34 protein-coding genes are annotated in these 25,133 nt (G+C 62.7%); 20 read left to right on the top strand and 14 right to left on the bottom strand.

Annotated elements, in window-relative coordinates; all coding sequences use genetic code 11:
* Positions 1–166 precede the first annotated feature (166 nt).
* From IP79_RS00410 to IP79_RS00400, 3 genes are all read left to right on the top strand, one after another.
* Positions 167–736, top strand: a complete 570-nt coding sequence (locus tag IP79_RS00410) for a fasciclin domain-containing protein (RefSeq protein WP_054117289.1) — start codon at positions 167–169, stop codon at positions 734–736.
* A gap of 108 nt (positions 737–844) precedes the next feature.
* A complete protein-coding gene (locus IP79_RS00405) occupies positions 845–1,291 on the top strand; it encodes a COG3650 family protein (RefSeq protein WP_233994032.1) in 447 nt (148 codons plus the stop codon).
* A 30-nt stretch (positions 1,292–1,321) separates the two neighbouring features.
* Positions 1,322–1,729: a GFA family protein gene (locus IP79_RS00400; protein WP_054117288.1), complete on the top strand. Its 408-nt coding sequence runs from the start codon at positions 1,322–1,324 to the stop codon at positions 1,727–1,729.
* Here the strand turns inward: IP79_RS00400 and IP79_RS00395 are convergent, their stop codons facing one another.
* Positions 1,730–3,220, bottom strand: coding sequence for a S41 family peptidase (locus tag IP79_RS00395; protein ID WP_324608153.1), 1,491 nt, complete (start codon positions 3,218–3,220; stop codon positions 1,730–1,732).
* A 267-nt stretch (positions 3,221–3,487) separates the two neighbouring features.
* Here IP79_RS00395 and IP79_RS00390 point away from each other — a divergent pair, with 267 nt between their 5' ends.
* Both IP79_RS00390 and IP79_RS00385 read left to right on the top strand, forming a co-directional pair.
* Positions 3,488–4,075 carry a YbhB/YbcL family Raf kinase inhibitor-like protein gene (locus tag IP79_RS00390; RefSeq protein WP_054117287.1) on the top strand — a complete coding sequence of 196 codons (588 nt, stop codon included), beginning with the start codon at positions 3,488–3,490 and terminating at the stop codon, positions 4,073–4,075.
* Between the two features lie 28 nt (positions 4,076–4,103).
* Positions 4,104–4,358, top strand: coding sequence for an SWIB/MDM2 domain-containing protein (locus tag IP79_RS00385; protein ID WP_054117286.1), 255 nt, complete (start codon positions 4,104–4,106; stop codon positions 4,356–4,358).
* Positions 4,359–4,440: 82 nt separating this feature from the next.
* On the opposite strand, the gene IP79_RS00380 is transcribed toward IP79_RS00385, so the two are convergent.
* Both IP79_RS00380 and IP79_RS00375 read right to left on the bottom strand, forming a co-directional pair.
* Positions 4,441–4,827 carry a DoxX family protein gene (locus tag IP79_RS00380; RefSeq protein ID WP_054117285.1) on the bottom strand — a complete coding sequence of 129 codons (387 nt, stop codon included), beginning with the start codon at positions 4,825–4,827 and terminating at the stop codon, positions 4,441–4,443.
* On the bottom strand, positions 4,824–5,279 hold the full coding sequence (locus tag IP79_RS00375) for a cupin domain-containing protein (protein WP_054117284.1): 456 nt from the start codon (positions 5,277–5,279) through the stop codon (positions 4,824–4,826). Before IP79_RS00375 ends, IP79_RS00380 begins: the two co-directional genes overlap by 4 nt.
* 64 nt (positions 5,280–5,343) lie before the next feature.
* On the opposite strand from IP79_RS00375, the gene IP79_RS00370 reads away from it, so the two are divergent.
* On the top strand, positions 5,344–6,639 hold the full coding sequence (locus tag IP79_RS00370; RefSeq protein WP_054117283.1) for a dipeptidase: 1,296 nt from the start codon (positions 5,344–5,346) through the stop codon (positions 6,637–6,639).
* On the opposite strand, the gene IP79_RS15335 is transcribed toward IP79_RS00370, so the two are convergent.
* From IP79_RS15335 to IP79_RS00335, 8 genes are all read right to left on the bottom strand, one after another.
* A complete protein-coding gene (locus tag IP79_RS15335) occupies positions 6,640–6,801 on the bottom strand; it encodes a hypothetical protein (RefSeq protein ID WP_156317983.1) in 162 nt (53 codons plus the stop codon).
* 114 nt (positions 6,802–6,915) lie between these two features.
* Entirely contained in the window at positions 6,916–7,137 is a 222-nt protein-coding gene (locus IP79_RS00365) for a DUF2945 domain-containing protein (protein ID WP_054117282.1), read from the bottom strand.
* Entirely contained in the window at positions 7,134–7,412 is a 279-nt protein-coding gene (locus IP79_RS15330) for a hypothetical protein (RefSeq protein ID WP_054117281.1), read from the bottom strand. Before IP79_RS15330 ends, IP79_RS00365 begins: the two co-directional genes overlap by 4 nt.
* 72 nt (positions 7,413–7,484) lie before the next feature.
* A complete protein-coding gene (dapD, locus tag IP79_RS00355; RefSeq protein WP_054117305.1) occupies positions 7,485–8,321 on the bottom strand; it encodes a 2,3,4,5-tetrahydropyridine-2,6-dicarboxylate N-succinyltransferase in 837 nt (278 codons plus the stop codon).
* 172 nt (positions 8,322–8,493) lie between these two features.
* Complete coding sequence (locus IP79_RS00350) at positions 8,494–9,576, bottom strand: phosphotransferase family protein (RefSeq protein ID WP_054117280.1); 1,083 nt, start codon at positions 9,574–9,576, stop codon at positions 8,494–8,496.
* A complete protein-coding gene (locus IP79_RS00345; RefSeq protein ID WP_054117304.1) occupies positions 9,576–10,664 on the bottom strand; it encodes a Zn-dependent alcohol dehydrogenase in 1,089 nt (362 codons plus the stop codon). Before IP79_RS00345 ends, IP79_RS00350 begins: the two co-directional genes overlap by 1 nt.
* 131 nt (positions 10,665–10,795) lie before the next feature.
* On the bottom strand, positions 10,796–12,133 hold the full coding sequence (locus IP79_RS00340; protein WP_054117279.1) for an acyl-CoA dehydrogenase family protein: 1,338 nt from the start codon (positions 12,131–12,133) through the stop codon (positions 10,796–10,798).
* Positions 12,134–12,224: 91 nt separating this feature from the next.
* Positions 12,225–13,682: an MFS transporter gene (locus IP79_RS00335; RefSeq protein WP_054117278.1), complete on the bottom strand. Its 1,458-nt coding sequence runs from the start codon at positions 13,680–13,682 to the stop codon at positions 12,225–12,227.
* A 262-nt stretch (positions 13,683–13,944) separates the two neighbouring features.
* Between IP79_RS00335 and IP79_RS00330 the strand changes: the two genes are divergently transcribed.
* The 4 genes from IP79_RS00330 to IP79_RS00315 all read left to right on the top strand — a co-directional run bounded on the left by IP79_RS00330 (position 13,945) and on the right by IP79_RS00315 (position 17,672).
* Positions 13,945–15,138: an acyl-CoA dehydrogenase family protein gene (locus IP79_RS00330; RefSeq protein ID WP_054117277.1), complete on the top strand. Its 1,194-nt coding sequence runs from the start codon at positions 13,945–13,947 to the stop codon at positions 15,136–15,138.
* Between the two features lie 186 nt (positions 15,139–15,324).
* Complete coding sequence (locus tag IP79_RS00325) at positions 15,325–16,464, top strand: acyl-CoA dehydrogenase family protein (protein ID WP_054117276.1); 1,140 nt, start codon at positions 15,325–15,327, stop codon at positions 16,462–16,464.
* A gap of 3 nt (positions 16,465–16,467) precedes the next feature.
* On the top strand, positions 16,468–17,277 hold the full coding sequence (locus tag IP79_RS00320; RefSeq protein ID WP_054117275.1) for an SDR family oxidoreductase: 810 nt from the start codon (positions 16,468–16,470) through the stop codon (positions 17,275–17,277).
* Between the two features lie 215 nt (positions 17,278–17,492).
* Entirely contained in the window at positions 17,493–17,672 is a 180-nt protein-coding gene (locus IP79_RS00315) for a hypothetical protein (RefSeq protein WP_054117274.1), read from the top strand.
* Positions 17,673–17,689: 17 nt separating this feature from the next.
* On the opposite strand, the gene gmk is transcribed toward IP79_RS00315, so the two are convergent.
* Genes gmk through IP79_RS00300 form a run of 3 tightly spaced genes read right to left on the bottom strand, consistent with a single transcriptional unit; the run spans position 17,690 to position 19,293 of the window.
* Complete coding sequence (gene gmk, locus IP79_RS00310; RefSeq protein WP_054117273.1) at positions 17,690–18,340, bottom strand: guanylate kinase; 651 nt, start codon at positions 18,338–18,340, stop codon at positions 17,690–17,692.
* Positions 18,341–18,382: 42 nt separating this feature from the next.
* On the bottom strand, positions 18,383–18,802 hold the full coding sequence (locus IP79_RS00305) for a hypothetical protein (protein WP_156317980.1): 420 nt from the start codon (positions 18,800–18,802) through the stop codon (positions 18,383–18,385).
* A 5-nt stretch (positions 18,803–18,807) separates the two neighbouring features.
* Complete coding sequence (locus tag IP79_RS00300) at positions 18,808–19,293, bottom strand: SspB family protein (RefSeq protein ID WP_054117303.1); 486 nt, start codon at positions 19,291–19,293, stop codon at positions 18,808–18,810.
* A 99-nt stretch (positions 19,294–19,392) separates the two neighbouring features.
* Here IP79_RS00300 and hisB point away from each other — a divergent pair, with 99 nt between their 5' ends.
* From hisB to IP79_RS00250, 10 genes are all read left to right on the top strand, one after another.
* Complete coding sequence (gene hisB, locus IP79_RS00295) at positions 19,393–20,001, top strand: imidazoleglycerol-phosphate dehydratase HisB (protein ID WP_054117271.1); 609 nt, start codon at positions 19,393–19,395, stop codon at positions 19,999–20,001.
* Entirely contained in the window at positions 19,994–20,290 is a 297-nt protein-coding gene (locus tag IP79_RS00290) for a YciI family protein (protein WP_054117270.1), read from the top strand. Before hisB ends, IP79_RS00290 begins: the two co-directional genes overlap by 8 nt.
* Entirely contained in the window at positions 20,283–20,909 is a 627-nt protein-coding gene (gene hisH, locus IP79_RS00285) for an imidazole glycerol phosphate synthase subunit HisH (RefSeq protein ID WP_054117269.1), read from the top strand. Before IP79_RS00290 ends, hisH begins: the two co-directional genes overlap by 8 nt.
* Positions 20,906–21,643, top strand: coding sequence for a 1-(5-phosphoribosyl)-5-[(5-phosphoribosylamino)methylideneamino]imidazole-4-carboxamide isomerase (hisA, locus tag IP79_RS00280; protein ID WP_054117268.1), 738 nt, complete (start codon positions 20,906–20,908; stop codon positions 21,641–21,643). The genes hisH and hisA overlap by 4 nt, the downstream gene beginning before the upstream one ends.
* Positions 21,640–22,401 (top strand): imidazole glycerol phosphate synthase subunit HisF, encoded by a 762-nt coding sequence (hisF, locus tag IP79_RS00275; RefSeq protein WP_054117267.1) that lies wholly within the window; start codon positions 21,640–21,642, stop codon positions 22,399–22,401. Before hisA ends, hisF begins: the two co-directional genes overlap by 4 nt.
* A 139-nt stretch (positions 22,402–22,540) precedes the next feature.
* Positions 22,541–22,858: a phosphoribosyl-ATP diphosphatase gene (locus tag IP79_RS00270; protein WP_054117266.1), complete on the top strand. Its 318-nt coding sequence runs from the start codon at positions 22,541–22,543 to the stop codon at positions 22,856–22,858.
* A complete protein-coding gene (locus IP79_RS00265; protein WP_054117265.1) occupies positions 22,858–23,235 on the top strand; it encodes a histidine triad nucleotide-binding protein in 378 nt (125 codons plus the stop codon). The genes IP79_RS00270 and IP79_RS00265 overlap by 1 nt, the downstream gene beginning before the upstream one ends.
* Positions 23,236–23,436: 201 nt before the next feature.
* Complete coding sequence (locus IP79_RS00260; protein WP_054117264.1) at positions 23,437–23,886, top strand: YbgC/FadM family acyl-CoA thioesterase; 450 nt, start codon at positions 23,437–23,439, stop codon at positions 23,884–23,886.
* Between the two features lie 4 nt (positions 23,887–23,890).
* Positions 23,891–24,595: a protein TolQ gene (gene tolQ / locus IP79_RS00255; protein WP_054117263.1), complete on the top strand. Its 705-nt coding sequence runs from the start codon at positions 23,891–23,893 to the stop codon at positions 24,593–24,595.
* Positions 24,596–24,692: 97 nt separating this feature from the next.
* Positions 24,693–25,130 carry an ExbD/TolR family protein gene (locus IP79_RS00250; protein WP_054117262.1) on the top strand — a complete coding sequence of 146 codons (438 nt, stop codon included), beginning with the start codon at positions 24,693–24,695 and terminating at the stop codon, positions 25,128–25,130.
* Positions 25,131–25,133: the final 3 nt, after the last annotated feature.

Here is a 25,133-nt window from a genome sequence, read left to right as displayed (position 1 = left end):
GGATGAACTGCGTCCAAGATGCTGATTGGCCGGAACATCCAGCGGCCTCGATGCTTCGTATCACTACAAGGCGTCACCGCTTGGGTGATTAACCTGCATTGTCCCGATGCATCTCGCAGCAGGGGCACCCCCTCCAGCCTTCGGGCACTATCAAGGAACTACCCCCATGAAGATCGTTCACATCACGCTCGCATCGGTTGCCGCGCTTTCGCTGGTTGCCTGCGCTGCCGAAACCCCCGCAGAAGACACCACTGCTGACACCACCGCCATGGCGGAAGACATGGCACCGGCCGGCACCATTGTGGAAGTCGCGCAGGGCAACGAAATCTTTTCGACGCTGGTGACTGCCGTGACCGCGGCTGAACTGGGCGAGACCCTGTCGGGCGCCGGCCCCTTCACCGTGTTCGCGCCCACCAATGATGCCTTCGGCAAGCTGCCCGATGGCACCGTGGAAAAGCTGACCACCGAAGACAAGGAAACACTGAAGTCGATCCTGACCTATCACGTGGTCGAAGGTTCGGTTGATGCCGCAGCCCTGACCTCCGCGATCGCCGCAGCTGGCGATGCCGGACACACGATCACGACCGTGAACGGCGCCGAACTGACCGCCACCGTGGTTGACGGCGGCGTGGTGCTGACCGATGCAGCCGGTAACACCGCCAAGGTCACCTCGACCGATGTTGCAGCCTCGAACGGTCTGGTCCACGTGATCGACACCGTCCTGATGCCGATGTAATCACGTCCTTCCGGATGGAAATTGCAGGGGCGGGCGTCGCGATAGCGGCGCCCGCCCTTTGCTATGGGGCCTGTGGAGGTTATGCTTCCCCGACAAAGGAGTCTGGCCATGATGCAATTATCCGTTCGCTTCCTTTCGCGTGGCTCTGCGTTTCTGGCCGCGCTCTCTCTTGCTGCTTGCGCTCCCTCTGGCGATGGCATTGATCCGCAAGGGCAGACATTCGACAAGATCGCAGCCGACGAGGTGATCAATCTGCTCGGCACCGAGCCATTCTGGGGCATCAGGATTGCGGACGGGAAAGCCAGTTACTCCAATCCCGATCAGCCCGATGGTGTGGAATTCGACGTCACCCGGTTTGCGGGCAATAACGGGCTGGGCTTTTCCGGTTCGATGGGCGAGGCGGACGTTACCATTACCCTCACCCCCGGCGATTGCAGCGACGGGATGAGCGACCGGGTGTTTCCCTATGTGGCTACTATCGCTTTGGGCGAGGAGACCTTGCGCGGATGCGGCTATACTGATCGTCAGCCGTTCACCGGCGACGCAGCGCCATGAGGCGCGCGGGATCACAAGGGGGGAGAGGTCATGTCGATTACCGGAGGCTGCCTGTGCGGCAAGGTTCGCTATAGCTGCGATTCCGATCCACTGCTGTGCGTGACCTGCCATTGCAAGAATTGCCAGCGGCAGGCGGGCAGCGCCCTATCGGTCATCATCGGCGTGCCCGAAGCGGCAGTCGCCTTTGAAGGCGAGCTTACCACCTATAACGACACCGGCGATAGCGGCGCGACCGTGCGGCGGCAGTTCTGCGGCACCTGCGGATCGCCGGTCTTCACCCGCGTCGATACCCCGCCGGGGATGATGTTCATCAAGGCCGGGACGCTGGACGATACCAGCATCCTGAAGCCTGCGTTTCATTGCTATGCCAAAAGCAAGCAGAACTGGGTCGATCTGGGCGATACCCCCAGCTTTGCCACGGTGCCCGAAGGGCTCTGATCAGAACAGGCCGGGAAGGTCGTGCTGCGCCGCATTGGGTCGCTGCGGCTGGAGCAGTTCACGTTCTGGCAAATTAAGCCCCTGGCGCGTGCTCTGGCCCTGAGAAGCGGCGCCGCTGACACCGCTTTGCGCGCTGGCAGTAAAGGCGGTGCATGTCCGCCCGCCCAGAAAGTCCAGCGCCGCCGCAATCGATGCCTCACGCGGGTCGCCAAGCGGGCGGAGCAGGTCGTCTCCGGCGCGGCAGGTGTTCGGCACCACGCTGCCGAGGCCGGTGAAGTATTCGCCCTGATTGTTGGCATTGACTGTCTGGAACGTCACCGCCCGCACCCGCAGATCGCAGGCCGTGAGATCAAATCCGAACTGCCCCACCGGCTTGCCGAAACTGTCGCTGCCCACCAAGGCCATGTTGTTGCCGAGATAGGGGATCATGCTGTTGGCAACCAGCTCGCTTGCCGAAGCGCTGGACCGGGTTGTGATGAAGGCAATGCGGGTAGGGGCAATCGCGTTCACTTCGCTGCGGAAGGCGCGGGTTTCGTTCTGTGCTGCCTTGGATGCGCGCAGCACCGTGCGGCTCCATACCTGGCCGATGCGCCCGGCGCCCATCAGGTCGCCCATCGTGTCGGCCACGTTCACCAATCCGCCGCCATTGTAACGCAGATCGATAATCAGCTCTGTCACACCTTGTCCGGCAAACTGGCCGTAGGCTGCGCGCAACTGGTTCGCTGCGTCCGATACGATGAAGGTGCGCAGATTGAGATAGCCGACCCGCTTGCCACCATCATTGAGGATCACCGCGCCATAGCGATCCGACACCGGATCAAGCGCGAAATCCGTTTTGGTGATGCTGCGTTCGATCGTCGCGCCATCGGGCTGGACAAAGCGCAACACCCGCGCCGTGCCGGGAGTGGACGGGCCGATGGCATTGACAACCGCCTGCGTGCCGCCGCTGGCAAACAGGCTCGCCACGGTCTGAAGGTCGGCGCTGGTGGTGCCGATCGCCACGATCTCGCTCCCCCGGTCCAGGCCCGCGGCCAGCCCGCTCGCGCCTTCATAGGCCTCTGCCACAAACACACGGCGTGCGGCGGTATCGTAAACCAGACGAACGCCGAACCCTGCGCTCGATCCGGAATTGATGAGCGCGTTCTCCTCTGCAATCGAGGTGGCGAAAGTAAAGCCGCGGTCGCGGTTCTGCGCGCGGGCAGGGGCGACCCGTGCGTCCAGATAGGCCTGAAGGTCGCTGAAAGAGGCCGGATTGGCATTGGCCAGCAAATCGGGGAACAGATACCATTCGCTGAGGACGCTATCGGCAAAGTCCTGCTGGGCGCGCAGTGAACAGGCCGTGGGCGTTGGGGTTCCGCCGGTCCCTCCGCCGCCGCCGCCACCGCTACCACCGCCGCCGGTCGGCGGCGTGCTCGACGATCCGCCCCCGCCGCAAGCGGCAAGACTGATAGCAAGAACGAGGCTCAATGCAGTGCGACCGGCATGAATCACTATCGGCAACTCCGTGCTTGCGGGCAGAAAGGGGGCTTGCGGGCAGAAAGGGGACTGCCCAATTACGCTTGCCCACGTGACGGAGATGCATTTTTGCTGGCGCGAGAGCAAGGATCGGAACCGCCGGAAGGCATCAATTTGCCCAAAAGCGTGACCATTTTGCCTGCATTTGCAGGGTTTTCCTCAGAAACCGGCGAAAACTGGCGTTTGAAGCCTCGTTTCTTGAGGCGGGCTGGACTAGCACGGCGGAGATGAAGCGACAGAATCATGACTGATTTTCCCGATTGGCTTGCACCTCACGTGCCCGCACCCGCGCGCCATTCCGGCCTCGCGATAGCGAAGCTGGGTTCGGCGCAGACGATGGCGCGCGGCAGCTTTTCGCTCACCAGCCCGGCTTTTCGCACTGGCGACGAGCTTGATCCCAGTTTTACTGCAACTGAAGAAGATGCGGTCGCCCCGCCTCTGGAATGGAGCGCGCCGCCGCCAGGTTCGCAGGAACTGGTGCTGGTGGTCGAAGATGCAACATCGACCGGGGCAGAACCCGCGTGCCACTGGCTTGTCTGGGGCCTCGCCGGGCAGCGCGGCAAGCTGCTGGAAGGCGAAGCACCGCCGCGCACCGGAAAGAACGCCGTCGGCAATTCCGAATGGCTGCTGCCGGACCCGCCCGAGGGTGAGACGCGCCATTATGTGTTTCAACTGTTCGCGACCGACCTGCCGCTGGTGCTGATGCCCGGCGCGGGTCGAGCGGAACTGCTTGCATCGCTGCAAGGGACGATTACGGCCTGCGCAGTGCTCCACGCCACTTTCACAGGGGGCGGGGACGACGATGCAGGCTGGGAAGATGATGATATCTGATTAACCTGCCACTTACATAAGGGAGTAGATGATGGCTGGATCGACCAATGCACTGCAGAAGCCGGTAACGCTTTCGGGTGATCTCGAAGCGGTGATCGGCAAGGGCCCGATGACCCGCGCCCAGGTGACTTCGAAGGTGTGGGAATACATCAAGGCGAACAACCTGCAGGATACCAAGGACAAGCGTCAGATCAATCCCGATGCCAAGCTTGGCGCGGTGATCGGCAAGGACCAGATCTCGATGTTCAAGATGACGGCTGCGGTGTCCAAGCACCTCAGCTAAACCGATTGCTCCGTCTTTTTGGCGGAGCCGGTTCAACAGCGGCGCGCGATCCCACTCGGGGGTTGCGCGCCGTTTTGTTTTTTCAGGCGCCCTTCGGTTCCCGGCTGACCCACCATGCCAGCCAGATGATCACCGGCTGGGCGAACATGCGCGGCACATGATAGGCAAGGCCCAGCCCGCCATCGGGCCGTGCCATATCCATCATGAAATGGTTGATATTGGCTGGCCATACGCACAGCGCATAAAGCGCCAGCCCCCAACCCGCCGCCCGCCGCAAACGCGGCGAAAACGGCTGCACCAGTCCGATGGCTCCGAGGATTTCAGCGACGCCCGTCAGCAGCACGACCCAATCCGGCGCAGGCACCCATAAGGGCGTGATGGTGAGGAAGGGTGCTGGCAGGATCAGGTGGATCACACCCGCTACCCCATAAAAAGCCGCCAGCACCCAGCGCAGGAGTGAGCGGATCATGCGGTGCCTCCTGTTCCCGGTTCCCACCCTTTCGGGGCAAGCGTGAAACCGGCAAAATCAAACCCCGGCACAACCACGCAGGAAACCAGACTATAACCGTGACGCGGATCGCCATATGGGCGCGCTGCCTGCCATTCAGTTGGTGCCACCACGCCCTGCAATTGCTGGCCCGCGCCCACATCACTGCCGAGGATCACCGACCGCGCCGGCCCTACATCATCATCGGAAAGCCGCAATTCCAGTGGATCGCCCGCCTGCCACAGCCACAGTTCGGCGGCATCGACAGTGTGCCAGTGCGACGATTCGTCAGCGCGCAGCAGAAAGATGATCGCGGTGCCGCTGGCGCGGCCATCCGGCCCGGGCTCGCCTCTCCAGGTTTCGCGGTACCATCCGCCTTCGGGATGGGCGATCAGGCCCAATTGTTCGATCAGTGCTGCCGCGCTATCACTCATGGCTGTATCCTCGCCTGCCCCCAGTCCCGGTGGTGCGGGCGCTCTAGCTTCGGGAGCCTACCCCATGCAACTTATCGCGCCCTCGCGCCTCGCCATGATCGCCGCGCTCGTGCTTGCGAGCCCGCTCGCCGCGCAGGAAGCGCCGGTTGACGCCGCCACGGCCACGGCAAATGCCGCGCTTGATGCTGCGCCGGTATTCGACGGGCACAATGATGTTCCCAATCAGCTGCGGGCGCGGGTGGCGAACCAGATCAACGGTTTCGATTTCGAGGACACGACCGATACCGGCGAGGCCCACCCGCAAGGTGCGGTGATGCAGACCGATCTGGCGCGGCTGGCCGAAGGCAAGGTGGGCGCGCAGTTCTGGTCGGTCTATGTCCCGTCCAACCCTGACGAGGCAGAGGCCGTGCAGCAGGTGATCGAACAGATCGACGTGACCAAACGGCTTATCGCGCGCTATCCGCAAAGCCTGCGTTATGCCGAAACCGCCGATCAGGTCGAACGTGCCATCGTCGATGGCAAGGTCGCATCATTGCTGGGCATGGAGGGCGGCCATTCGATCGGATCGAGCCTTGGCGTGCTGCGCCAGCTTTATGCGCTCGGCGCGCGCTCTATGACGCTGACCCATAACAGCAACACGCCGTGGGCCGACGCGGCGACCGATACGCCCAAGTTTGACGGCCTGAGCCCTTTCGGGGTGGACGTGGTGCGCGAAATGAACCGCATCGGCATGCTGGTCGATCTCAGCCATGTCAGCGAAGCGACGATGATGGATGCGCTGGACGCGGCGCGTGCTCCGGTGATCTTCAGCCATTCCGGTGCGCGTGCGATCAACGGCCACCCGCGCAATGTGCCCGACAGCGTGCTGGCCCGGCTGGCTGATAATGGCGGTATTGTCATGGTGGTGGCGCTGTCCGGCTTCCTGAATGAAGAGCGGCGGCAGTGGTTTGCAAAGCGATCGGCAGAGGAGGCACGGTTGAAGGCGCTGTTTCAGGGGCAGCCCGAAACGGTGAAGACAACGATGGACGCATGGGACAAGGCCAATCCCGAACCTGCCACGACCATCGGGCACATGGCCGACCATATCGACCATATCCGCAAGATTGCCGGCGTGGAATCCATCGGTATCGGGGGCGATTTTGACGGGATGCCATCGGGCCCCGTGGGCTTCGAGGACGTGCGCGGTTATCCGTTGCTGTTCGCCGAACTGGCGCGGCGCGGCTATTCTCAGGCAGAGCTCGAGATGATCGCCAGCCGCAACGCGCTGCGCGTGATGCGCGCGGCGGAGGCCTATGCGGCCAGTGTCAGGGGTGAGCCGGCGATCGAAACGCTGATCAACCGGCCCGTAAAGCCGGATTGATCAATGCGCCGCGCGGGCGAGTGCGGGAATGATCCAGACCAGGCTCATTGCGATCACCGTAAACGCCAGACTGAAGGCCAGCACATACCGCAAGCCGGTATTGCTTACAGCGCCGCGTGCCGCCTCATCGGTGATGCTGACGATTTTCTCGTGATCGATCATTTTCGCTCTCCCAATCCCGGTTGACGTTAGGGAAGCGCCTTCCCTAACGTCAATCAAATCCTGGGGCGGCAGATCGTTCCCGGTTTGCGCCGGGTTGTGCAAATTCCGATGGATTTACCCTTCGGCCTCGATTTCGCTGCCGAGTTTGAGCACCTCGTCACCATCATCCTGCTTGATGAGGTATGCCGGGTTGTCGGAGTCGCCCTGGCGGGTGATTTCCGAACCTTTGAGCGTGCGGGTCACTTCGCGTTCGAAGCGCTCCTTGATCTGGCCGGTCGCCTTGCCCTGTCCCCACTTCCAGCTGACGTGCTGGCCGGTGCGGAAGCTGTTGCTCACTGGTCAGCGCCTGTCGCAGCGCCCTGATCTGTCACCACGCCGTCGATCGAGCTGGCATCGGGCGCGGCTTGTTCGCGCTGCGCTTCCAGGCGACCGGTGGCAGTGCCCGCGCTTTCCACATCATCCTGCGTCAGTGCGCCGGTTACCCAGATGATGGTCAGTGCAACAATTGCCAGAGTGAGGCTGATCCCCAGCACCCAGCGAACCGTACCGCTTTTGCTGCCAGCGCTGGCATCTGTTTCGTCGATACGGGTCTGGCGGTTGTGATCGGACATTAAAAACTCCTGCTATTCTTCAACCAACCATAACCCAGACCGGGCTAGCCTTGTTCCATCGCAATCTCGCAATCAGTCGCGCAGCAGTTCGTTGATGCCGGTTTTGGAGCGGGTCTGCGCGTCCACTGTCTTGACGATGACGGCGCAATAGAGGCTTGGCCCCATGGTGCCATCGGGCAGCGGCTTGCCCGGCATCGATCCGGGCACAACCACGGCAAAGGGCGGCACGGCGCCCATGTGTACTTCGCCCGTGGCGCGGTCGACGATCTTGGTCGAAGCGCCGAGGTAAACACCCATCGAAAGAACCGCGCCTTCGCCCACGCGCACACCTTCGGCCACTTCGGCGCGGGCACCGATGAAGGCGTTGTCGCCAATGATCACGGGTTCGGCCTGAAGCGGTTCAAGCACTCCACCGATGCCTGCGCCGCCGGAAATATGCACGTTCGCCCCGATCTGCGCGCATGAGCCGACAGTGGCCCAGGTATCGATCATGGTGTTTTCGCCGACATAGGCGCCGATGTTGACGAAGCTCGGCATCAGCACGACGCCCTTGGAAATATGCGCGCCGCGCCGCACAACCGCGCCCGGCACCACGCGGAAACCGGCTTCCTTGAAACGGTTATCGCCCCAACCGGCAAATTTGAGCGGCACCTTGTCATAGGCAGGCGCGCTCGCCGCGGCGTCTTCGATCACGCGGTTATCGTTGAGGCGGAAACTGAGCAGCACAGCCTTCTTGAGCCATTGGTTGACCTTCCAGCTGCCATTTCCGTCAGGCTCGGCGACGCGTGCTTCGCCGCTGTCGAGCAGCGCGAGAGCATCACTGACAGCATGGCGCACCTCGTGGCCGGGTGAGACCTCGGCGCGGATTTCCCACGCGGCTTCGATGGCGGCAATCAGGTCGTCACTCATGGCGTTCTCCAGAAACACTTCCATCCCCGTTTGTCCTGAGCATGTCGAAGGACTATCCTTCTTCTGGACCGGAGCCGGAAGTGAAGTGCAGCCCTTCGACAAGTTCAGGGCGAACGGAAGTTGGTCGGAAATCGGGCGACCGCTTAGCCTTCGCGCAGGTCGGCGGCAAGTATTACGCGGGCATCCCTGCGGCGATTGCGAATTGATGCGCGCGTTCAGCCAGCGGCCGCACCCGTTCGCTCATCGATTGCGCATGGGCGGAAGACGCGGTGCCATCGATCACGCGTTTCTTGATCCCCTGCATGATGCCTGCGAGGCGGAACAGGTTATAGGCGAAATACCAGTCCATCGGCGGGACGGGGTATCCGGTTCGCGCCACATAGTGTTCCACCGCTTCTTCGACGGTGGGGATGCCCAGCGCCTCGAGATCGAGGCCGGACAGACCGGCGCGCCCGTCAGCGGGCTGATACCAGTTGAGCATCAGGTAGCTGAAATCGGCAACCGGATCGCCCAGTGTCGAAAGCTCCCAGTCGAGCACGGCGATGATGCGGGGTTCGGTCTTGTGGAAGATCACGTTATCGAGCCGGTAATCGCCATGCACCACGCTTGATCCGTGCTGCGGCGGGATGGTCTGCGGCAGCCATTCGATCAGCCGCTCCATCTCCGGCATATGTTCGGTTTCGGAAAGCTTGTACTGCTTGCTCCAGCGGGCGATCTGCCGGGCGCAATAATCGGTGGGCTTGCCGTAATCGCCCATGCCGATGGCGTCGGGCTGATTAAGGTGCAGATCGGCCATGGTGTCGATCAGCGCATGGTAATGCGCGCGGCGTTCGTCCGGATCGAGGCCGGGAAGGGCGCCGTTCCACAAGGAGCGGCCATCGGCCATGCTCATCACGAAGAACTTCGATCCGATCACCTCCGGGTCTTCGCACAACCCATAGGTACGCGGCACGGGAAAACCGGTGGGATACAGCCCCGTCATCGCGGCATATTCGCGATCCACGGCGTGGGCGGATGGCAAGAGCTTGCCGAAGGGCTGGCGGCGCAGCACATAGGAGGCTCCCGGCGTATCGATCCGATAGGTCGGGTTCGATTGGCCGCCCTTGAACTTGGTGTAGCTGATCGGGCCTTCGAAGCCTTCGACATTGGCTTCAAACCAGCGGGTCAAGGTGCCGAGATCAAGCGCGTCCTTCTCGGTCACTTCGACTGTGCCGACCATCGCGCTATCGTAATCGATGTTGCCTGCTTCTGCCATCAGTCGAACACCACCACCGTGCGGGCAGACGTGCCCTTGCGCATCGTATCGAAGCCTTCGTTGACCTGTTCGAGGCTGATCCGCTCGGCAATGATCGTATCGAGATCAAGCAGCCCGCGCAGATAGAAATCCACCAGACGCGGCAGATCGACGGGGAAATGGTTCATCCCCATGATCGCGCCCATCAGCTTCTTGCCGCCGAGCAGGTCCATCGCGCCAAGGCCGACCTTGCAATCCAATGGCATCATGCCGAGGATCACAGCGGTGCCGCCGCGCTTGAGCGATGCGACCGCGAGATCGGCAGACGCCTGACGGCCCACCGCCTCGATCCCCCAATCGACCCCGCCGCCGCTGATGGCGATGATCTGCTTGGCCGCATCATCCGCCAGCGCATCGACGGTGTGGGTCGCGCCCAGCACCTTGGCCAATTCGCGCTTTTCGGGCAGCGGATCGGCGGCGATGATCTTGCCCGCGCCTGCGATTTTCGCGGCATTGATCGCGGCAAGGCCCACCCCGCCGCAGCCGACCACCAGCACAGTTTCGCCCGGCGTGACCTTGCAGGCGTTGAAGATCGTTCCCGCACCGGTCGTCACCGCGCAGCCGAGCAGCGCGGCGCGATCGAATGGCATGTCCTTGTCAATCGCAACGCAGGCGTGTTCGTGGATCAGCATCTGTTCGGACAGGGCCGAAAGGTTGAGCATCTGTGCGACAGGTGCACCATCGCCGAAGGCAATACGCGGCGCTTCGCCCTTGGCGCGCCGGGTATCACCACCAAGGCACAAGGCCATGCGACCGGTCACGCAGAACTCGCAATGGCCGCAGAAGGCGGACAGGCAGGAAACGACGTGATCGCCCGGCTTTACCGTGCGTACTTCGCTGCCGACCGCCCGGACGATGCCCGCAGCCTCATGCCCCGGAATAGCCGGGAGCGCGTGGGGATAGTGCCCGTCGATAAAGTGCAGATCGGAATGACACAGCCCGCAGGCCTTGGTGTCGATCAGCACTTCATGCGGGCCGGGATCGGCATAGGTCACTTCGGCAATGGTCAGGCCCTTGCCGGGTGCTTCAAGGATGGCGGCTTTTGCCACAAGCAAACTCCGTTCGCCCTGAGCCTATCGAAGGGCCGTTCTTCCTTCGCAGCTCAGGTTCAAGAAAAAATACAGTGCTTCGACAAGCTCAGCACGAACGGCTGTATTGAGGGTTGCTTAGCGCGCTCCGATCAGCGAGCCACGCCCATGTCGCCCGAGCTGAAGCTCTGGGTTTCATTGACAACGCGGCCATGATCGCCGCGCAGGGCGTTGGCCGTGGGGCCGGGACGCGGTGCGTGCTTGGCGAACTCCATGTGCGCAATCGAGCGCGCGTGGACTTCATCCGGCCCGTCAGCCAGTCGCAGGGTGCGCTGGTTGGCGTAGCTTTTGGCCAAGCCGTAATCGTCCGAAACGCCGCCGCCGCCGTGCGCCTGGATCGCATCGTCGATGATCCGCAGCGCCATGTTGGGGGCCTGCACCTTGATCATCGCGATTTCCTGCTTGGCCGCCTTGTTGCCGACCTTGTCCATCATGTCTGCCGCCTTGAGGCAGAGCAGACGGGTCATGTCGATATCGATGCGGGCGCGCGCGACGCGTTCTTCCCAGACCGAATGCTTGTACACCGGCTTGCCGAAGGCTTCGCGTTCCTGCAGGCGGCGGCACATCTTCTCCAGCGCCTCTTCCGCCGCGCCGATGGTGCGCATGCAGTGGTGGATGCGGCCCGGCCCGAGGCGGCCCTGCGCGATCTCGAACCCGCGCCCTTCGCCCAGCAGGATGTTCGAGGCGGGAACGCGGACGTTCACCATCTCCACTTCCATGTGGCCGTGCGGCGCATCGTCATAGCCGAACACCGGCAGGTGGCGCAGGATGTTCACCCCGGGGGTGTCGATCGGCATCAGGATCTGCGATTGCTGCGCGTGACGCTGGGCATCGGGATTGGTCTTGCCCATCACGATAGCGATCTTGCAGCGCGGATCGCCGAGGCCCGAAGACCACCACTTGCGTCCGTTGATGACGTAATAATCGCCGTCACGTTCGATCCGGGTTTCGATATTGGTGGCGTCGGACGATGCCGTGTTCGGCTCTGTCATCAGGAAGGCCGAACGAACTTCGCCGTTCATCAGGGGACGCAGCCATGCGTCCTTCTGTTCGCGGGTGCCATAGCGGTGGAACACTTCCATGTTGCCGGTATCGGGCGCGGAGCAATTGAACACTTCCGAAGCCCAACCGATGCGGCCCATTTCCTCGGCACACATCGCATATTCGAGGTTGGTGAGGCCGGGGCCTTCGAATTCGAACGTATCATCGACATGATGATGGCTGTCATTGCGCGGCGGCATGAACAGGTTCCAGATGCCGGCTTCCTTGGCCTTGGCCTTGGTTTCCTCGACAATCGGCAGCACCTTCCAGCGTTCGCCCTCATGCTCCTGCTGATCATAGATCGCCATATTGGGGCGCACGTGCGCTTCGATGAAATCGCGCACGCGACCAGACCAGTAAAGCTGGCGTTCGGTGGGTTCGAAATCCATGGGGGTGTTCCTCTCTCGTCCGTCAATAGGTACCAAATCTTTGGCGAATCTTCAGGCGACCGTGGCAGAGCCTCGTGCGCCCGCCAAGCTCTCATTTGTGGGGCGCGGGGGTGATCATCACTGGTGGGGTAGGGGCATCGGGCGCTGCCGTTACGGCATTGCGAATGTCCCGCAACCGGCGTTCGGCCAGCCGGTTGACCCGCGCCTCGTGCTCTTCGCGGGTGATCGGGAACCGCGCCAGCCACCACGCGGAAATGACCGCCAGCACCAGCATTGCGCCGCCATAAGACAGCAGCAAACTGGTCAACACGCCTTGCGGGACACTGCCGGGCACAGCATCGGGGGCCAGCTGCGAAAAGGCGATGATCTGGCCGGACAGGAAAATCCCCGCGCCGGTCGCGCATTTCTGCACCAGCCAGTTGCCCGAATAGAACGATCCTTCCGCGCGCCTGCCGGTGCGTTCTTCAAACGCCTCGACAATTTCCGCGATCATCGAAGTCGCCGATACCAGCGAGATGATGCCGAGTGCGGTGGCGATCATCGCAAAACCGAAGAACAGCGCTGCCGATGCCGTGCTGCCGGGCGCGGGCCAGAATCCGGTCAAAAGCAGCGTGTAGGGCACCATTCCCAGCAACGTGCCGGCAATCATGCCAAACCCTGCCGCCTTCGCCTTGCCAAGCCGCTGGTGCAGCGGGCCGATCGTCACGAACATCAGCACCACCGCGCCCAGCAAAACCAGCGGAAAGAACATCAGCTGGCTGCGGGTGAGCTGCAAGACGAACAGGTTGATGTAATTGGTGATCGAGAAATTGAGCCCCTGATGGACATAGGCTGCAAGTCCGCCAGCGGCAAAGATCAGGAAGGCGCGTTCGGAAAAGGCTTCGCGGATTTCGGCAAAGGCACCTGCAATCGTGAACGGGGCAGGCTTGGTGGCTGGCAGGCGCGCGACCAGATTGTGCTGGCCGATGGCCGATCCGATCACCGAAACGGCCATCAATATCGCGCCGAACACGCCGAAAGCATAATAGCCTTCGCGCTGAAGCAGACCTTCCGGCCCCGGCATGAACACGGTGTAAGCCAGCACCATCATGCCCAGCCCGCCAATCCATCCGCCCAGCGCGCGGTAACGGAACAGGGTGGTGCGCTCGTCATAATCGGCGGTGATTTCGGGGACGAGGCTGATCGAAGGCACCTCGCACGCCGAAAGCAGCACCCGCACCGCAATGGCAATCGCCACCAGCCCGCCAAAACTCGGTGCTGCGCCCGCAGGCGGGCTCCACATCATCACCCATGCAAAAGCCAGCGGAATGGGCGCCGCATAAAGCCAGGGCAGGCGGCGGCCCCAGCGGGTGTAGGTGCGATCCGAAAGGTTGCCCAGAATCGGATCGACCACCGCATCCACCAGCAGCGCAATCAGCAGCGCAAAGCTGACAAGGGCCGCATCCATGCCCAGAACCTGATTGTAGAAGATCAGCAGAAAGAACGAAAAACCGTTGTCTTTCACACCGAAAGCCACAGCGCCAAAGCCCTGAATCAGCTTCAGCCGCATGGGTAACTTGCCTGCAATTAACCCGGCACCTGTGCTCACGCGCAGTCACCTATGGTGGCATTCAGCCCGCCGAGTCCCGGCAAATTCTCTCTCCCAATTTCAGTTTCGAACCTAGACCGATTGCGGCATCCGTCAATCGCGCACCCGCTGACGCTACGGCATCCGCGCCGGGCTGGCGCCGCGTTGAACAATGCTTGCAGGCCTTGGGCAAATGCCACTAACGTAAGCGTCAAGTGGGAGCTTAATAGAGAGGAGACTCGGCATGGCCGATCTGGAGACATTCCGCAGCGAAACGCGCAGCTGGCTTGAGGCAAACTGCCCGGCCGAAATGCGCGAGCCGGTGCGTGATGAAAGCGACATCTATTGGGGCGGTCGCCGCGCCACCTTCAAGAACGATGCGCAAAAGGCCTGGCTGGAAGCCTGTGTGGCCAAGGGCTACACCGTGCCTTCATGGCCCAAGGCCTATGGCGGGGCTGGCCTGAGCCCGGCCGAAGCCAAGGTGCTGCGCGAGGAAATGGGCCGCATCAATGCGCGTCCGCCGCTCAGCAGCTTTGGCATCTGGATGCTCGGCCCGGCGCTGCTGCACTTCGGCACCGAAGGGCAAAAGCAACGCATCCTGAATGAAATCGCGCGCGGCGAAATCCGCTGGTGTCAGGGCTATTCCGAACCGGGATCGGGCAGCGATCTGGTGTCGTTGCAGACCTTTGGCGAAGACAAGGGCGATCACTGGATCGTCAATGGCCAGAAGGTCTGGACATCTTACGCCGATCAGGCCGACTGGATTTTCTGCCTTGTTCGCACAGATAAAACGGACAAGTACCAGGGCATCACCTTCATGCTGTTCGACATGGCCAGCGAAGGGGCGTCGACCAAGCCGATCCTGCTGATCAGCGGCAGTTCGCCTTTCTGCGAAACCTTCTTCGATAATGTCGCGGTGCCCAAATCCTATGGCGATGATTGCCCGGCCTATGTCGGCCAGATCAATCGCGGCTGGGATGTCGCCAAATATCTGCTCGGCCACGAACGCGAGATGATCTCGGGCGCAGATGGCGGGGATCGCACAGCGGCGATCGGCGCGGCGATGACGCGCCATTCGGCCAAGACCGGCGACGAAATCGACCCGGTGCTGCGTGCCGAACTTGCGATGTTCGATGTCGATGCGCTGGCCTATGCCGCGATGGGCGAGAAGTTCCTCGATGAAATCAAGGTCGGCAAGGCGCACCCCGCGCAGCCGAACATGATGAAATACGCAGGGACCGAACTGAACAAGCGCCGTCACGAGCTGGTGATGGCAGTCGGCGGCAGCCGCTCGCTCGAATGGGAAAGCGAAGCGACCGAGAACGGCAAGCCGTCGAAGGCATGGCTGCGCACCAAGGCAAATTCGATCGAAGGCGGCACAAGCGAGGTCATGCTCAACGTCATCGCCAAGCGCATCCTTGATCTGCCGGGGGCTTGATCCATTAATCTCCCCTCCCGCCAAAGGTTGGCCGCGGCCAACCGTCAATTTGGAACAGCGGGAGGGGTCGGGGGTGGGCAAGTGCGATCGCTCGCAGGCCCACCCCGTTGCGACTAGGCCGCTGGCGCGGCCAAGTCTCACTCCCCTCCCGCAAGCGGGAGGGGAGAATTGGGAGAGGAAATTCGAATGCCCCTGTATCATAACGAAGATCAGGCGATGCTCGCCGACACCGCGCGCGGTTTTATCGCCGAAGAAGGCAACATCGCCAAGCAACTGCGCCACTGGCGCGACCGCGATTGCAAGGACGGCTTCGGCCACGGCTTGTGGAAGCAGATGGCCGAAATGGGCTTCACCGGGATGCTGGTGGAAGAAGCCGACGGCGGGCTGGGAATGGGCCATGTCGAAGCCGGGATCGTGCTGGAAGAAATCGGCCGCAACCTGACCCCGTCGCCGTTCTTGACTTCGTCGGTGCTGGCCGCGACTGCGCTGAAGCACGGTTCGGATGACTTGAAGGGCCGCTACCTGCCGGGGCTGATTGCGGGCGATTCTGTCTTCGCCGTCGCAATTGACGAGACCGCCAAGCACCGTCCCGACCGGATCACCACCCGCGCCGAAAAGTCGGGCAACGGCTTCCGGCTGACCGGCGCGAAAAGCTTTGTCATTCACGGCAGCAGTTCCGACATGATCGTAGTCGCCGCGCGCACTTCCGGTTCGGATGAGGACGCGGACGGGATCACGCTTTTCGCCGTGCCCAAGGACGCCAGCGGCATGAGCCATGATGCAGTGCGGCTTGTCGATTCCTCGATGGCGACCCATACGAAGTTCGACGGCGTCGAGCTCGACGGTGATGCCGTGATCGGCGAAATCGACGGTGGCCGCGCCGTGCTGGATGCGATGCTGATGGCAGGCCGCGTCGGTGCGGCAGCCGAAGGCGTGGGCGTGGCGCGCGGCGCGATGGACTTGACGGTCGATTACCTCAAGCAGCGCAAGCAGTTCGGAAAGCTGATCGGCGAGTTTCAGGCACTGCAACACCGCGCCAGCCACCTCTATTCCGAGGTCGAGATTGCCCGCGCTGTCACCATCAAGGCGCAGCAATTGCTCGATGGCGGTTCGGCCCACGCCGATCTGATGGCGAGCGTCGCCAAGGCCAAGGTTGCCAAGACCGCGCGCCTTGCAGTGCAGGAAGGCGTGCAGATGCACGGCGGCATCGGCATGACCGATGAATACGACATCGGCCTGTACATGAAGCGCGACCGTGCTTTGGCCGAATTTCTGGGCGATGCCTATTTCCACGCAAACCGCGTGGCGACCTTGAGCGGATATTAAATCATGGACATTCAATCACTCTTCAGCCTCGAAGGTCGCATCGCGCTGGTTACCGGCGGCAGCCGCGGAATCGGCAAGATGTTCGTCGAAGGCCTGCTCGCCGCGGGCTGCGCCAAGGTTTACATCTCGGCGCGCAAGATCGATCAGATGCAGGATACGATCGACGAGTTCGGGGCAGACCGCGTGATCGGCATCCAAGCCGATCTCAGCCAGATGGACGGCATGAAGGCTCTGGCCGCAGAACTTGCCGACCGCGAGACCCGGCTGGATATCCTCATCAACAATGCGGGCGCTGCGTGGGGCCAGCCGTATCTCGAATTTTCCGAGGCAGGCTGGCACCGGACGATGGATCTGAACGTCAAGACCCCGTTTTTCCTCACGCAGAAACTGCATGATCTGCTGGTTGCAGGCGGCAAGTCCGGGCATCCGGCCAAGGTTATTCACGTCTCCTCGATCGATGGCCAGCGGATCAACCCGTGGGAAACCTATGCCTATCAGGCGTCCAAGGCGGCGGTGATCCAACTGACCCGGCGCATGGCGGCGCGGCTGATCCAGGACAATATCGTGGTCACCTCGATCGCGCCGGGGGCTTTCCCGTCCGAGATGAACAAGGCCGCCAAGGACGCACCTGATGCGTCGGCTTCGGGAATCCCGGCCAAGCGTATCGGCACGGCCGAAGATATGGCCGCCGCCGCGATCTACCTGTGCAGCCGCGCGGGCGATTATGTGGTGGGCGAAACGCTGACGGTGGATGGCGGTGTGGTGAACGCCCACCTGCCCAACCACTTCGCCGATCCGTCCGGCGGGCATTAAGCCGGTTTGCAGCGTCAAGAATAAAAGGCCGTCGGAGCGATCCGGCGGCCTTTCATTTTGGCCCACATGGATCAGGGTCGCCCCCGAGGAGCGGCCAAAACGATGCGCTGGCGGGATGAAAAGCAAACCGCAGTGGCACATTCGGCTTTGCGGCTGGTTAGCAGGGAACGAACACCCGAAAAACCAAGCCCCTGGAAATCAAGCGGAGACAGCCGATGGCCACTATCCCTCCAACAAAGCCTGACACGATCGAACCTGCCGAGCAGCCGCAAGAAACCCCGCCGCAGCCCAGCGAACCGGTCGAACCGCAGCCGCCCGAAACCGAGCCGACCCCGCCGGACATCGACGAACCCGGACGCGGGCCGGACGAGATACCGCCGGAATTCGGAAACTAGTTAAAGCGGCCGGGCCGTTAGCCCATCAATCCGCGCACAAACGGGATCAGCCCGGTCTGGCGCTGGCGCCTCATCCGCTCGGCCTCAAGGATGGCGTGCACCTTTTCGAAGCAGACGTTCACGTCATCATTGATGATGACATAATCATACCCGTCCCAGTGGCTGATTTCGGCGTGGGCGCGTTCCATGCGGGCGTTGATGACTTCGGCGCTGTCGGTCGCGCGGCCCTGAAGCCGGCGGTGGAGTTCATCGATTGACGGGGGCAGGATGAACACCCGCACCACATCCTGCTGGTCTTTCTGGTAAAGCTGCTGGGTGCCCTGCCAGTCGATATCGAACAGGAAATCCTGCCCATCCTTCAAAGCGGCGCGGATCGCGCCCTTGGGCGTGCCATAACGATGGCCGAACACTTCGGCCCATTCGTAGAAATCGTCTTCCTCGATCATCGCGTCGAACTGTTCGGGCGTGACGAAGTGGTAGTGCACCCCGTCGATCTCTCCGGCGCGCGGCGGGCGGGTGGTGGCTGATACCGACAGCTTGATTTCGCCGTCCCTGGCCAGCAGCATCCGCGAAAGGGTCGTCTTGCCTGCGCCCGATGGCGAGGAAAGGATGAACATCAGGCCCCGGCGGTGGAGCCTGTCGTCTGTATGATGTGAGGTATCGCCCATATCGCCCGTTGCCCCATATGGGTGCCACAAATCAAGCGGTGATCAGGCTTTGGTGCCGGGCACCTTGCGCGAACGGCGGTCGGTTTGGATCTGCTTGCCGCGATCATAAAGCACCTTGGCGGCCAGGCCGCCGGCAATCACAGCCAGTCCGATCGGGGACCGTGTGGCAAGGCGGCTGGCGCCCCACAGCGCAACGGTGGCGGCGACGCCGCGGCCATCGACCAGCTTTTCAGCGCGGGCGCTGTCATAGCTTTTGATCAGCATGCCCTTTTCCATCCGCTTGCGCAGCAGGCCGCTGGCGGCACGCATGACGATGTCGGCAATCACCAGATTGGTCGCGGCGCTGGGGCTGGGCAGGGGAAGTCCTGCGATTCCCTTGCCGGATTGCGCGCCCTGCGCGCCGCTATCGGCGGGGGATTGGGCCGTCTTCTTTGAGGGCCTTGATCTCCGCAGACGCGCCATCACCACTACTTCTTCCGCCCGAAATCGACGCTGACGACGTTGGAGCCATCGCCATCACCGTCGCCATCGGGCCCGTCATTTTCGGCATCATCATGCATTTCAGGGGCCAATTCATCGACCGCGGCCTGGAATTGCAGCCCGAAATCCACCGCCGGATCAACAAAGGCGGTGATCGCGGCGAAGGGAATCACCAGTTTGGCAGGCACCTGATTGAAGGTCAGGCTGACCGTGAAACTGTGCGGCAGAACCTCCAGATCCCAGAACTTGTTCTGCAGCACGATGGTCATTTCATCGGGGAACCGTTCGCGCAGGTGCGGCGGGATGGACACGCCGGGCGCGCCGGTCTTGAAGGTGATGTAGAAATGGTGCGCGCCGGGCAAGGTGCTGCCGCCGCTGACGATTGTGCCGAGCACCCGGCCGACTACGGCACGCAGGGCTTCCTGCACGATCTCGTCATAGGGGATCAGGCTATCGGGTGCATCTTGGTTCATCACGGTCTGAATCGTGGCGGGGTGATCGGTTTTGGTCAAGCCTTTTGGAGCCTTCGCCTGATGCTTGTCATGCGCGGCGAGCCGACTATAGCGCGAAGCATGGCCAATTTCCCCGCCCGCACCGGCTCGGTGACACGCAACACCACCGAGACCAAAATCGCCATCGCCGTCGATCTCGACGGGACGGGCGCCTATGATGTATCCACCGGCATCGGGTTTCTCGATCATATGGTCGAACAGTTCAGCCGCCATTCGCTGATTGATGTGACCATGAAGGTCGAAGGCGACCTGCATGTCGATCAGCACCACACCACCGAGGATTCGGCGATTGCGCTGGGGCAGGCGATTGCGCAGGCTTTGGGCGACAAGGCCGGGATCGGGCGGTACGGCGCGGCCTATTCACCGATGGACGAAACGCTGAGCCGCGTGGCGCTGGATATTTCGGGGCGGCCTTTTCTGGTTTGGAAGGCGAAATTCACGCAGGAAAAGCTGGGCGAATGGGACACCGAGCTGATCGAACACTGGTTCCATTCCGTCAGCCAGAGCGCCGGGATCACGCTGCACATGGAACTGCTTTATGGCAGCAACAACCACCACATCTGCGAGAGCCTGTATAAAGGCTTCGCCCGCGCCATGCGGCAGGCGGTGGAGCGCGATCCGCGCAAGGGCGGCGCGATTCCCAGCACCAAGGGGCAGCTCGGTGGCTAGCATCTTCATCGCATCGTTGACGTATACGGTGCCGATCGACCGGATCGATGCAGTGCTGGCCGATCATCTGGCATGGCTGAAAGCCGGACATGACGCCGGACATTTCCTCGCATGGGGCCCGCGAGAGCCGCGCGATGGCGGGCTGATCTTCGTGAAGGCATCCAGCCGCGACGAGGCCGAGGCGCTGCTGATGAGTGACCCGTTCATGCAGCACCAGTTGGCCGATCTCACCATCATCGAGTGGACTCCGCGCTTTGTCGGGCCGGGGCTGGAGGCTTTCGGTGGGTGAGGTGGTCGCTCTCGTGGATTACGGCGCGGGCAACCTTCATTCTGTGCACAATGCCCTGAAGGCGGCGGGCGCGCAGGTGACTGTGACCGCCGATCCTTACGTGGTGCGCGCCGCTGACCGGATCGTGCTGCCCGGTGTCGGCAGCTTCAAGGCCTGCGCCGAAGGCCTGCGCGCCATCCCGCATATGGTCGAGGCCATGACCGAGCGGGTGCAGGTGGGCGGTGCACCGTTCCTCGGCATCTGCGTCGGCATGCAATTGCTGGCCGACAGGGGGCTTGAACATGGCGAGACCCCCGGCCTCGGCTGGATCGCGGGCGCGGTGCGGCTGATCCAGCCGACCGACACCGCGATCAAGGTGCCACATATGGGCTGGAACGATGTCGCGATGATGCCCCATGCGCGGGATCACGCGGTGATCGAGGAGGGCGAGGCCTATTTCCTCCACTCCTACCACTTCGATGCCGCCAATCCGCACGATGTCGCCGCGATGACCGATCACGGCGAAGGGCTGGTGGCCGCCGTGGCCCGCGACAACATCATCGGCGTGCAGTTTCATCCGGAAAAGAGCCAGGGCTATGGTCTGGCAACGCTCCGGCGCTTTCTGGAGTGGTTCCCGTGATCGTATTTCCCGCCATCGACCTCAAAGGTGGCCAAGTCGTGCGCCTTGCCGAAGGCGACATGGAGCGCGCCACGATCTATGGCGACAACCCGGCGCAGCAGGCATTGATCTTTGCCGATGCCGGGGCCGAACACCTGCACGTGGTCGATCTCGACGGCAGCTTTGCGGGCGAAAGCCGCAACCGTGCTGCTGTCGAAGCCATCATCGAAGCCTTCCCCGGTTACGTCCAACTGGGCGGCGGCATCCGTGATGCGGCGGCTGTCGAAGGCTGGTTCAACCTTGGCGTGGCGCGGGTGGTAATGGGTTCCGCCGCGCTCAAGAACCCCGAATTCGTGAAAGACATGGCGCGCGAATGGGAAGGCGGCATCGTGGTCGCGGTGGATGCCAAGGACGGCATGGTCGCGACCGAAGGCTGGGCAGAAGTATCCGATGTGCCCGTGGTCGATCTCGCCCGCCGGTTCGAGGATGCCGGCGTTGCCTCGCTGCTGTTCACCGACATTGGCCGCGACGGCCTGCTCAAGGGCGTGAACATCGAGGCGACCGTCGATCTCGCGCGCCGCGTGGACATTCCGGTGATCGCCAGTGGAGGCGTGAAGGGGCTGGACGATATCCATATGCTGGCCCTGCACGCGCATGAGGGGATCGAAGGGGTGATCACCGGGCGGGCGCTGTATGAAGGGCGGCTCGATCTGGCGGCGGCGATTGCGATTGGCCTAAAGGCGGAAACGCGGTGACCGTCCGCATCCGCGTCATCCCCTGTCTCGACGTGGCGAATGGCCGCGTGGTGAAGGGCGTCAATTTCGTCGATCTGAAAGACGCGGGCGATCCGGTCGAACAGGCGCGGGCCTATGATGCGGCGGGGGCGGACGAGCTGTGTTTTCTCGACATTTCCGCCAGCCACGAAGGGCGCGGCACCTTGCTTGATATGGTGCGGCGCACGGCGGAGGTGTGCTTCATGCCGCTGACCGTCGGCGGCGGGGTGCGCTCGCCCGAGGATGCGCGCGCGCTGCTGCTCGCGGGGGCAGACAAGGTGGCGGTGAATTCTGCCGCTGTCGCCCGTCCCGAACTGGTCGGCGAAATTGCTTCACGCTTCGGCAGCCAGTGCGTCGTCGCCAGCGTCGATGCGCGCCGGACACCGCGCGGGAACTGGGAAATCTTCACCCATGGCGGGCGCAAGCCCACTGGCATCGACGCGGTCGAATATGCGATGCAGGTTGCCGGTTTGGGGGCGGGCGAATTGCTCGTTACCAGCATGGACGGCGACGGGACGCAGCGTGGCTATGACCTCGATCTGACCCGCACCATCGCCGATGCCGTCAGCGTGCCGGTGATCGCCAGCGGCGGTGTCGGCAGCCTCGATCATCTCGTCGATGGCGTGACGAAAGGCCACGCCAGCGCGGTGCTGGCGGCGAGCATCTTCCACTTCGGCACCCACACCATTGCCGAGGCGCACAAGGCATTGCGGGACGCGGGCTTGCCTGCGCGCGGTTGAATATTCGTCATTGCGAGCGTAGCGGTAGCGAAGCTGGCCGTAGGCCAACCAATCCATGACCGAACCTGTCCACCGGCGGGAACGGTTAGTCCATGGATTGCCGCGCGCCTGCGGCGCTCGCAATGACGAGAGAAATCGAGTGCCCGACACCCTTTCCCGCCTTGAAGCCACCATCGCCCAGCGCCGCCTTGCCTCGCCGGACGAAAGCTACGTCGCGAAGCTTCATGCCAAAGGGCTGAACAAAATCGCCCAGAAATTGGGCGAGGAAGCGACCGAGACGGTGATTGCCGCGCTCGCCGGTGATGAAGCCGAACTGGTGGGCGAAGCCGCTGACCTGCTGTTTCACCTCATGGTGCTGCTCGCCGAAAAGGGCGTGGCGCTGGAACAGGTTTTCGCCGAACTTGACCGGCGCGAAGGCGTGTCAGGCCTCGACGAGAAAGCATCACGGAGCGAATAATGCCGATCGACCCGACCTTGCCCTATGACGACAACAACATCTTCGCCAAGATCCTGCGTGGGGAGATCCCCTCCAGCAAGGTCTATGAAGACGACTGGGCCTTCGCCTTCGAGGACATCAACCCGCAGGCCGAAGTGCACACGCTGGTGATCCCCAAGGGCCGCTATGTCAGCTGGGACGATTTTTCCGCCAAGGCCTCCGATGCCGAAATCGCCGGGTTCATTCGCGCCGCAGGCGAAGTGGCGCGCGCAAAAGGCCTGGTCGAGCCGGGTTATCGCCTGATGGCCAATATCGGCGCGCATGGCGGGCAGGAAGTGCCGCATCTTCATATCCATATCTTCGGCGGAGAGCCCTTGGGTCGCATGATTTGTAAGTAATGCAGCCCGTCCGGGCTGCATTTTCCTCGCTCATGCGGCCTTGCGGCCGCGTCGCTGCGGGCGGCCAGTCGGCCTTGCGGTCGCGTTGCGACCGATAATCGCCCGGCGGTAAGGGCACTCAGCCGCCGTTCCACTGCCGTTCATCGACAAAACGCAACTCCCCGCTTTGCAGCGATTCCCTGCTGCGCTAGGTGGCGCGTGATGACCTCTCCCAATCCTCCCGGCGGCATCCTCGATGGTGCGCGGCATTTGTACGCGGTGCGGGTATATTACGAGGATACCGATCTTTCGGGCATCACCTACCACGCCAATTATCTGCGCTGGTTCGAACGCGCGCGCAGCGATCTGCTGCGGCTGCTCGGCATTGATCAACGCGCCGCGATTGAAAGTGGGGAGGGCGCCTATGCCCTGTCCGAGGTCAATCTGAAATATCTGCGCCCCGCAAAGCTGGATGATGATGTGGTGATCGAAACCCGCTGCACCGAACTTGGCGCGGCATCGTGCCGGATGCACCAGATCGCCCGCCGCGACGACGATATCCTGTGCGAAGCCCACCTGCGGGTCGGCTTCATTACCCTTGATGGCCGCCCGCGCCGCCAGCCTGCCGCATGGCGCGCTGCTTTCCAGACTTTCATGACCGAGGATAACTGACACTGTGACGCTTGCCCTGCTCAGCGCCGCCGCCGCGCCTGCCGCCACCCGGCTCGATCCTGTCGAACTGTTTTTGCAGGCCGATATCATTGTGCAGGCCGTGATGGTCGGCCTGATCCTTGCCAGCATCTGGGTGTGGATGATCATCGTGTCATTCAGCATGCGGATCGGCGGATTGACGAAAAAGTCCCGCGAATACGAAGCCGAGTTCTGGGAACAGCGTGACCGAGAGGCCCTGCTGACCAAATCGGTGCGTAAGGAAGTGCCATCGGCCCGTGTTGCCGCTGCAGGTCTCGACGAATGGCGCAAGTCCACCGCCAAGCAGCCGGTTGACCGTGATGCCACCCGCCAGCGCATCCACGCGGCGATGGACAGCCAGATTGCCGAAGAGGCCGACGAATTGTCGGGGCGGCTCAATTTCCTCGCCACGGTCGGCTCGGTCGCGCCGTTTGTCGGCCTGTTCGGCACGGTCTGGGGGATCATGAACAGCTTTTTCCAGATTGGTGCGCAGCAAAGCGCCAGCCTTGCCGTGGTCGCCCCCGGTATCGCAGAGGCGCTGTTCGCCACCGCAATCGGGCTGTTCGCAGCCATTCCGGCGGTGATCGCATTCAACCGCTTTGGCGGCGCGGTCGACAAGTACGAGGCCGGATTGCAGCGCTTTGCCGACCGGCTCCACACCGGCCTGAGCCGCGAGCTGGACCGGGCGTGATGATGGCGGTGCTTCGCAAACCGTTCGTGTCGAGCGAAGTCGAGACACTCTGCACAGCCTCTCGACTTCGCTCGAGGCGAACGGGGGAGGAGACCTCATGGCTGTAAATCTATCCTCCCGCCGCCGGCGCAAACGCGGCCGTCATGCGGCGATGGCCGAAATCAACGTCACCCCGCTGGTGGACGTGATGCTGGTGTTGCTGATCATCTTCATGGTGACGGTGACACTGCCTGCCGTCGGCGTTCCGGTTGAACTGCCCGAAAGCCGGGCTGCGGCGGTGGAGGAGCAGCCCGACCAGATCACCATCTCGATCGACCGCGCTGGCACCATCTATATCGAAGACACCGCAGTTGCCGCAGGCGGGCTTCCCGCCGCGCTCGAAGCGCTGGACCTCGGGGGCGAACAGCCGCTGGTGGTGCTGCGCGGCGATCGCAGCCTCGATTACGGCAGAGTGATGCAGGTTATGGGCGAGTTGGGCCGGGCAGGCTTTACTTCGATCTCGCTGGTCACCGATGGTTCAGTTTCGGCCCCATAGTCC

This window comes from Porphyrobacter sp. AAP60, from assembly GCF_001296025.1.
In the GTDB taxonomy this organism is placed as follows: domain Bacteria; phylum Pseudomonadota; class Alphaproteobacteria; order Sphingomonadales; family Sphingomonadaceae; genus Erythrobacter.
Note: the sequence above shows the minus strand (reverse complement) of the source record. Positions and strands in the feature narration are given on the sequence as shown.

Bases quoted from the DNA above. Each gene is read 5' to 3' on its own strand.
- IP79_RS00410 (WP_054117289.1), top strand. From the start codon at position 167: ATGAAGATCGTTCACATCACGCTCGCATCGGTTGCCGCGCTTTCGCTG.
- IP79_RS00405 (WP_233994032.1), top strand. From the start codon at position 845: ATGATGCAATTATCCGTTCGCTTCCTTTCGCGTGGCTCTGCGTTTCTG.
- IP79_RS00400 (WP_054117288.1), top strand. From the start codon at position 1,322: ATGTCGATTACCGGAGGCTGCCTGTGCGGCAAGGTTCGCTATAGCTGC.
- IP79_RS00390 (WP_054117287.1), top strand. From the start codon at position 3,488: ATGACTGATTTTCCCGATTGGCTTGCACCTCACGTGCCCGCACCCGCG.
- IP79_RS00385 (WP_054117286.1), top strand. From the start codon at position 4,104: ATGATGGCTGGATCGACCAATGCACTGCAGAAGCCGGTAACGCTTTCG.
- IP79_RS00380 (WP_054117285.1), bottom strand. From the start codon at position 4,827: ATGATCCGCTCACTCCTGCGCTGGGTGCTGGCGGCTTTTTATGGGGTA.
- IP79_RS00375 (WP_054117284.1), bottom strand. From the start codon at position 5,279: ATGAGTGATAGCGCGGCAGCACTGATCGAACAATTGGGCCTGATCGCC.
- IP79_RS00370 (WP_054117283.1), top strand. From the start codon at position 5,344: ATGCAACTTATCGCGCCCTCGCGCCTCGCCATGATCGCCGCGCTCGTG.
- IP79_RS15335 (WP_156317983.1), bottom strand. From the start codon at position 6,801: ATGATCGATCACGAGAAAATCGTCAGCATCACCGATGAGGCGGCACGC.
- IP79_RS15330 (WP_054117281.1), bottom strand. From the start codon at position 7,412: ATGTCCGATCACAACCGCCAGACCCGTATCGACGAAACAGATGCCAGC.
- dapD (WP_054117305.1), bottom strand. From the start codon at position 8,321: ATGAGTGACGACCTGATTGCCGCCATCGAAGCCGCGTGGGAAATCCGC.
- IP79_RS00350 (WP_054117280.1), bottom strand. From the start codon at position 9,576: ATGGCAGAAGCAGGCAACATCGATTACGATAGCGCGATGGTCGGCACA.
- IP79_RS00340 (WP_054117279.1), bottom strand. From the start codon at position 12,133: ATGGATTTCGAACCCACCGAACGCCAGCTTTACTGGTCTGGTCGCGTG.
- IP79_RS00335 (WP_054117278.1), bottom strand. From the start codon at position 13,682: ATGCGGCTGAAGCTGATTCAGGGCTTTGGCGCTGTGGCTTTCGGTGTG.
- IP79_RS00330 (WP_054117277.1), top strand. From the start codon at position 13,945: ATGGCCGATCTGGAGACATTCCGCAGCGAAACGCGCAGCTGGCTTGAG.
- IP79_RS00325 (WP_054117276.1), top strand. From the start codon at position 15,325: ATGCCCCTGTATCATAACGAAGATCAGGCGATGCTCGCCGACACCGCG.
- IP79_RS00320 (WP_054117275.1), top strand. From the start codon at position 16,468: ATGGACATTCAATCACTCTTCAGCCTCGAAGGTCGCATCGCGCTGGTT.
- IP79_RS00315 (WP_054117274.1), top strand. From the start codon at position 17,493: ATGGCCACTATCCCTCCAACAAAGCCTGACACGATCGAACCTGCCGAG.
- gmk (WP_054117273.1), bottom strand. From the start codon at position 18,340: ATGGGCGATACCTCACATCATACAGACGACAGGCTCCACCGCCGGGGC.
- IP79_RS00305 (WP_156317980.1), bottom strand. From the start codon at position 18,802: ATGGCGCGTCTGCGGAGATCAAGGCCCTCAAAGAAGACGGCCCAATCC.
- IP79_RS00300 (WP_054117303.1), bottom strand. From the start codon at position 19,293: ATGAACCAAGATGCACCCGATAGCCTGATCCCCTATGACGAGATCGTG.
- hisB (WP_054117271.1), top strand. From the start codon at position 19,393: ATGGCCAATTTCCCCGCCCGCACCGGCTCGGTGACACGCAACACCACC.
- IP79_RS00265 (WP_054117265.1), top strand. From the start codon at position 22,858: ATGCCGATCGACCCGACCTTGCCCTATGACGACAACAACATCTTCGCC.
- IP79_RS00260 (WP_054117264.1), top strand. From the start codon at position 23,437: ATGACCTCTCCCAATCCTCCCGGCGGCATCCTCGATGGTGCGCGGCAT.
- IP79_RS00250 (WP_054117262.1), top strand. From the start codon at position 24,693: ATGGCTGTAAATCTATCCTCCCGCCGCCGGCGCAAACGCGGCCGTCAT.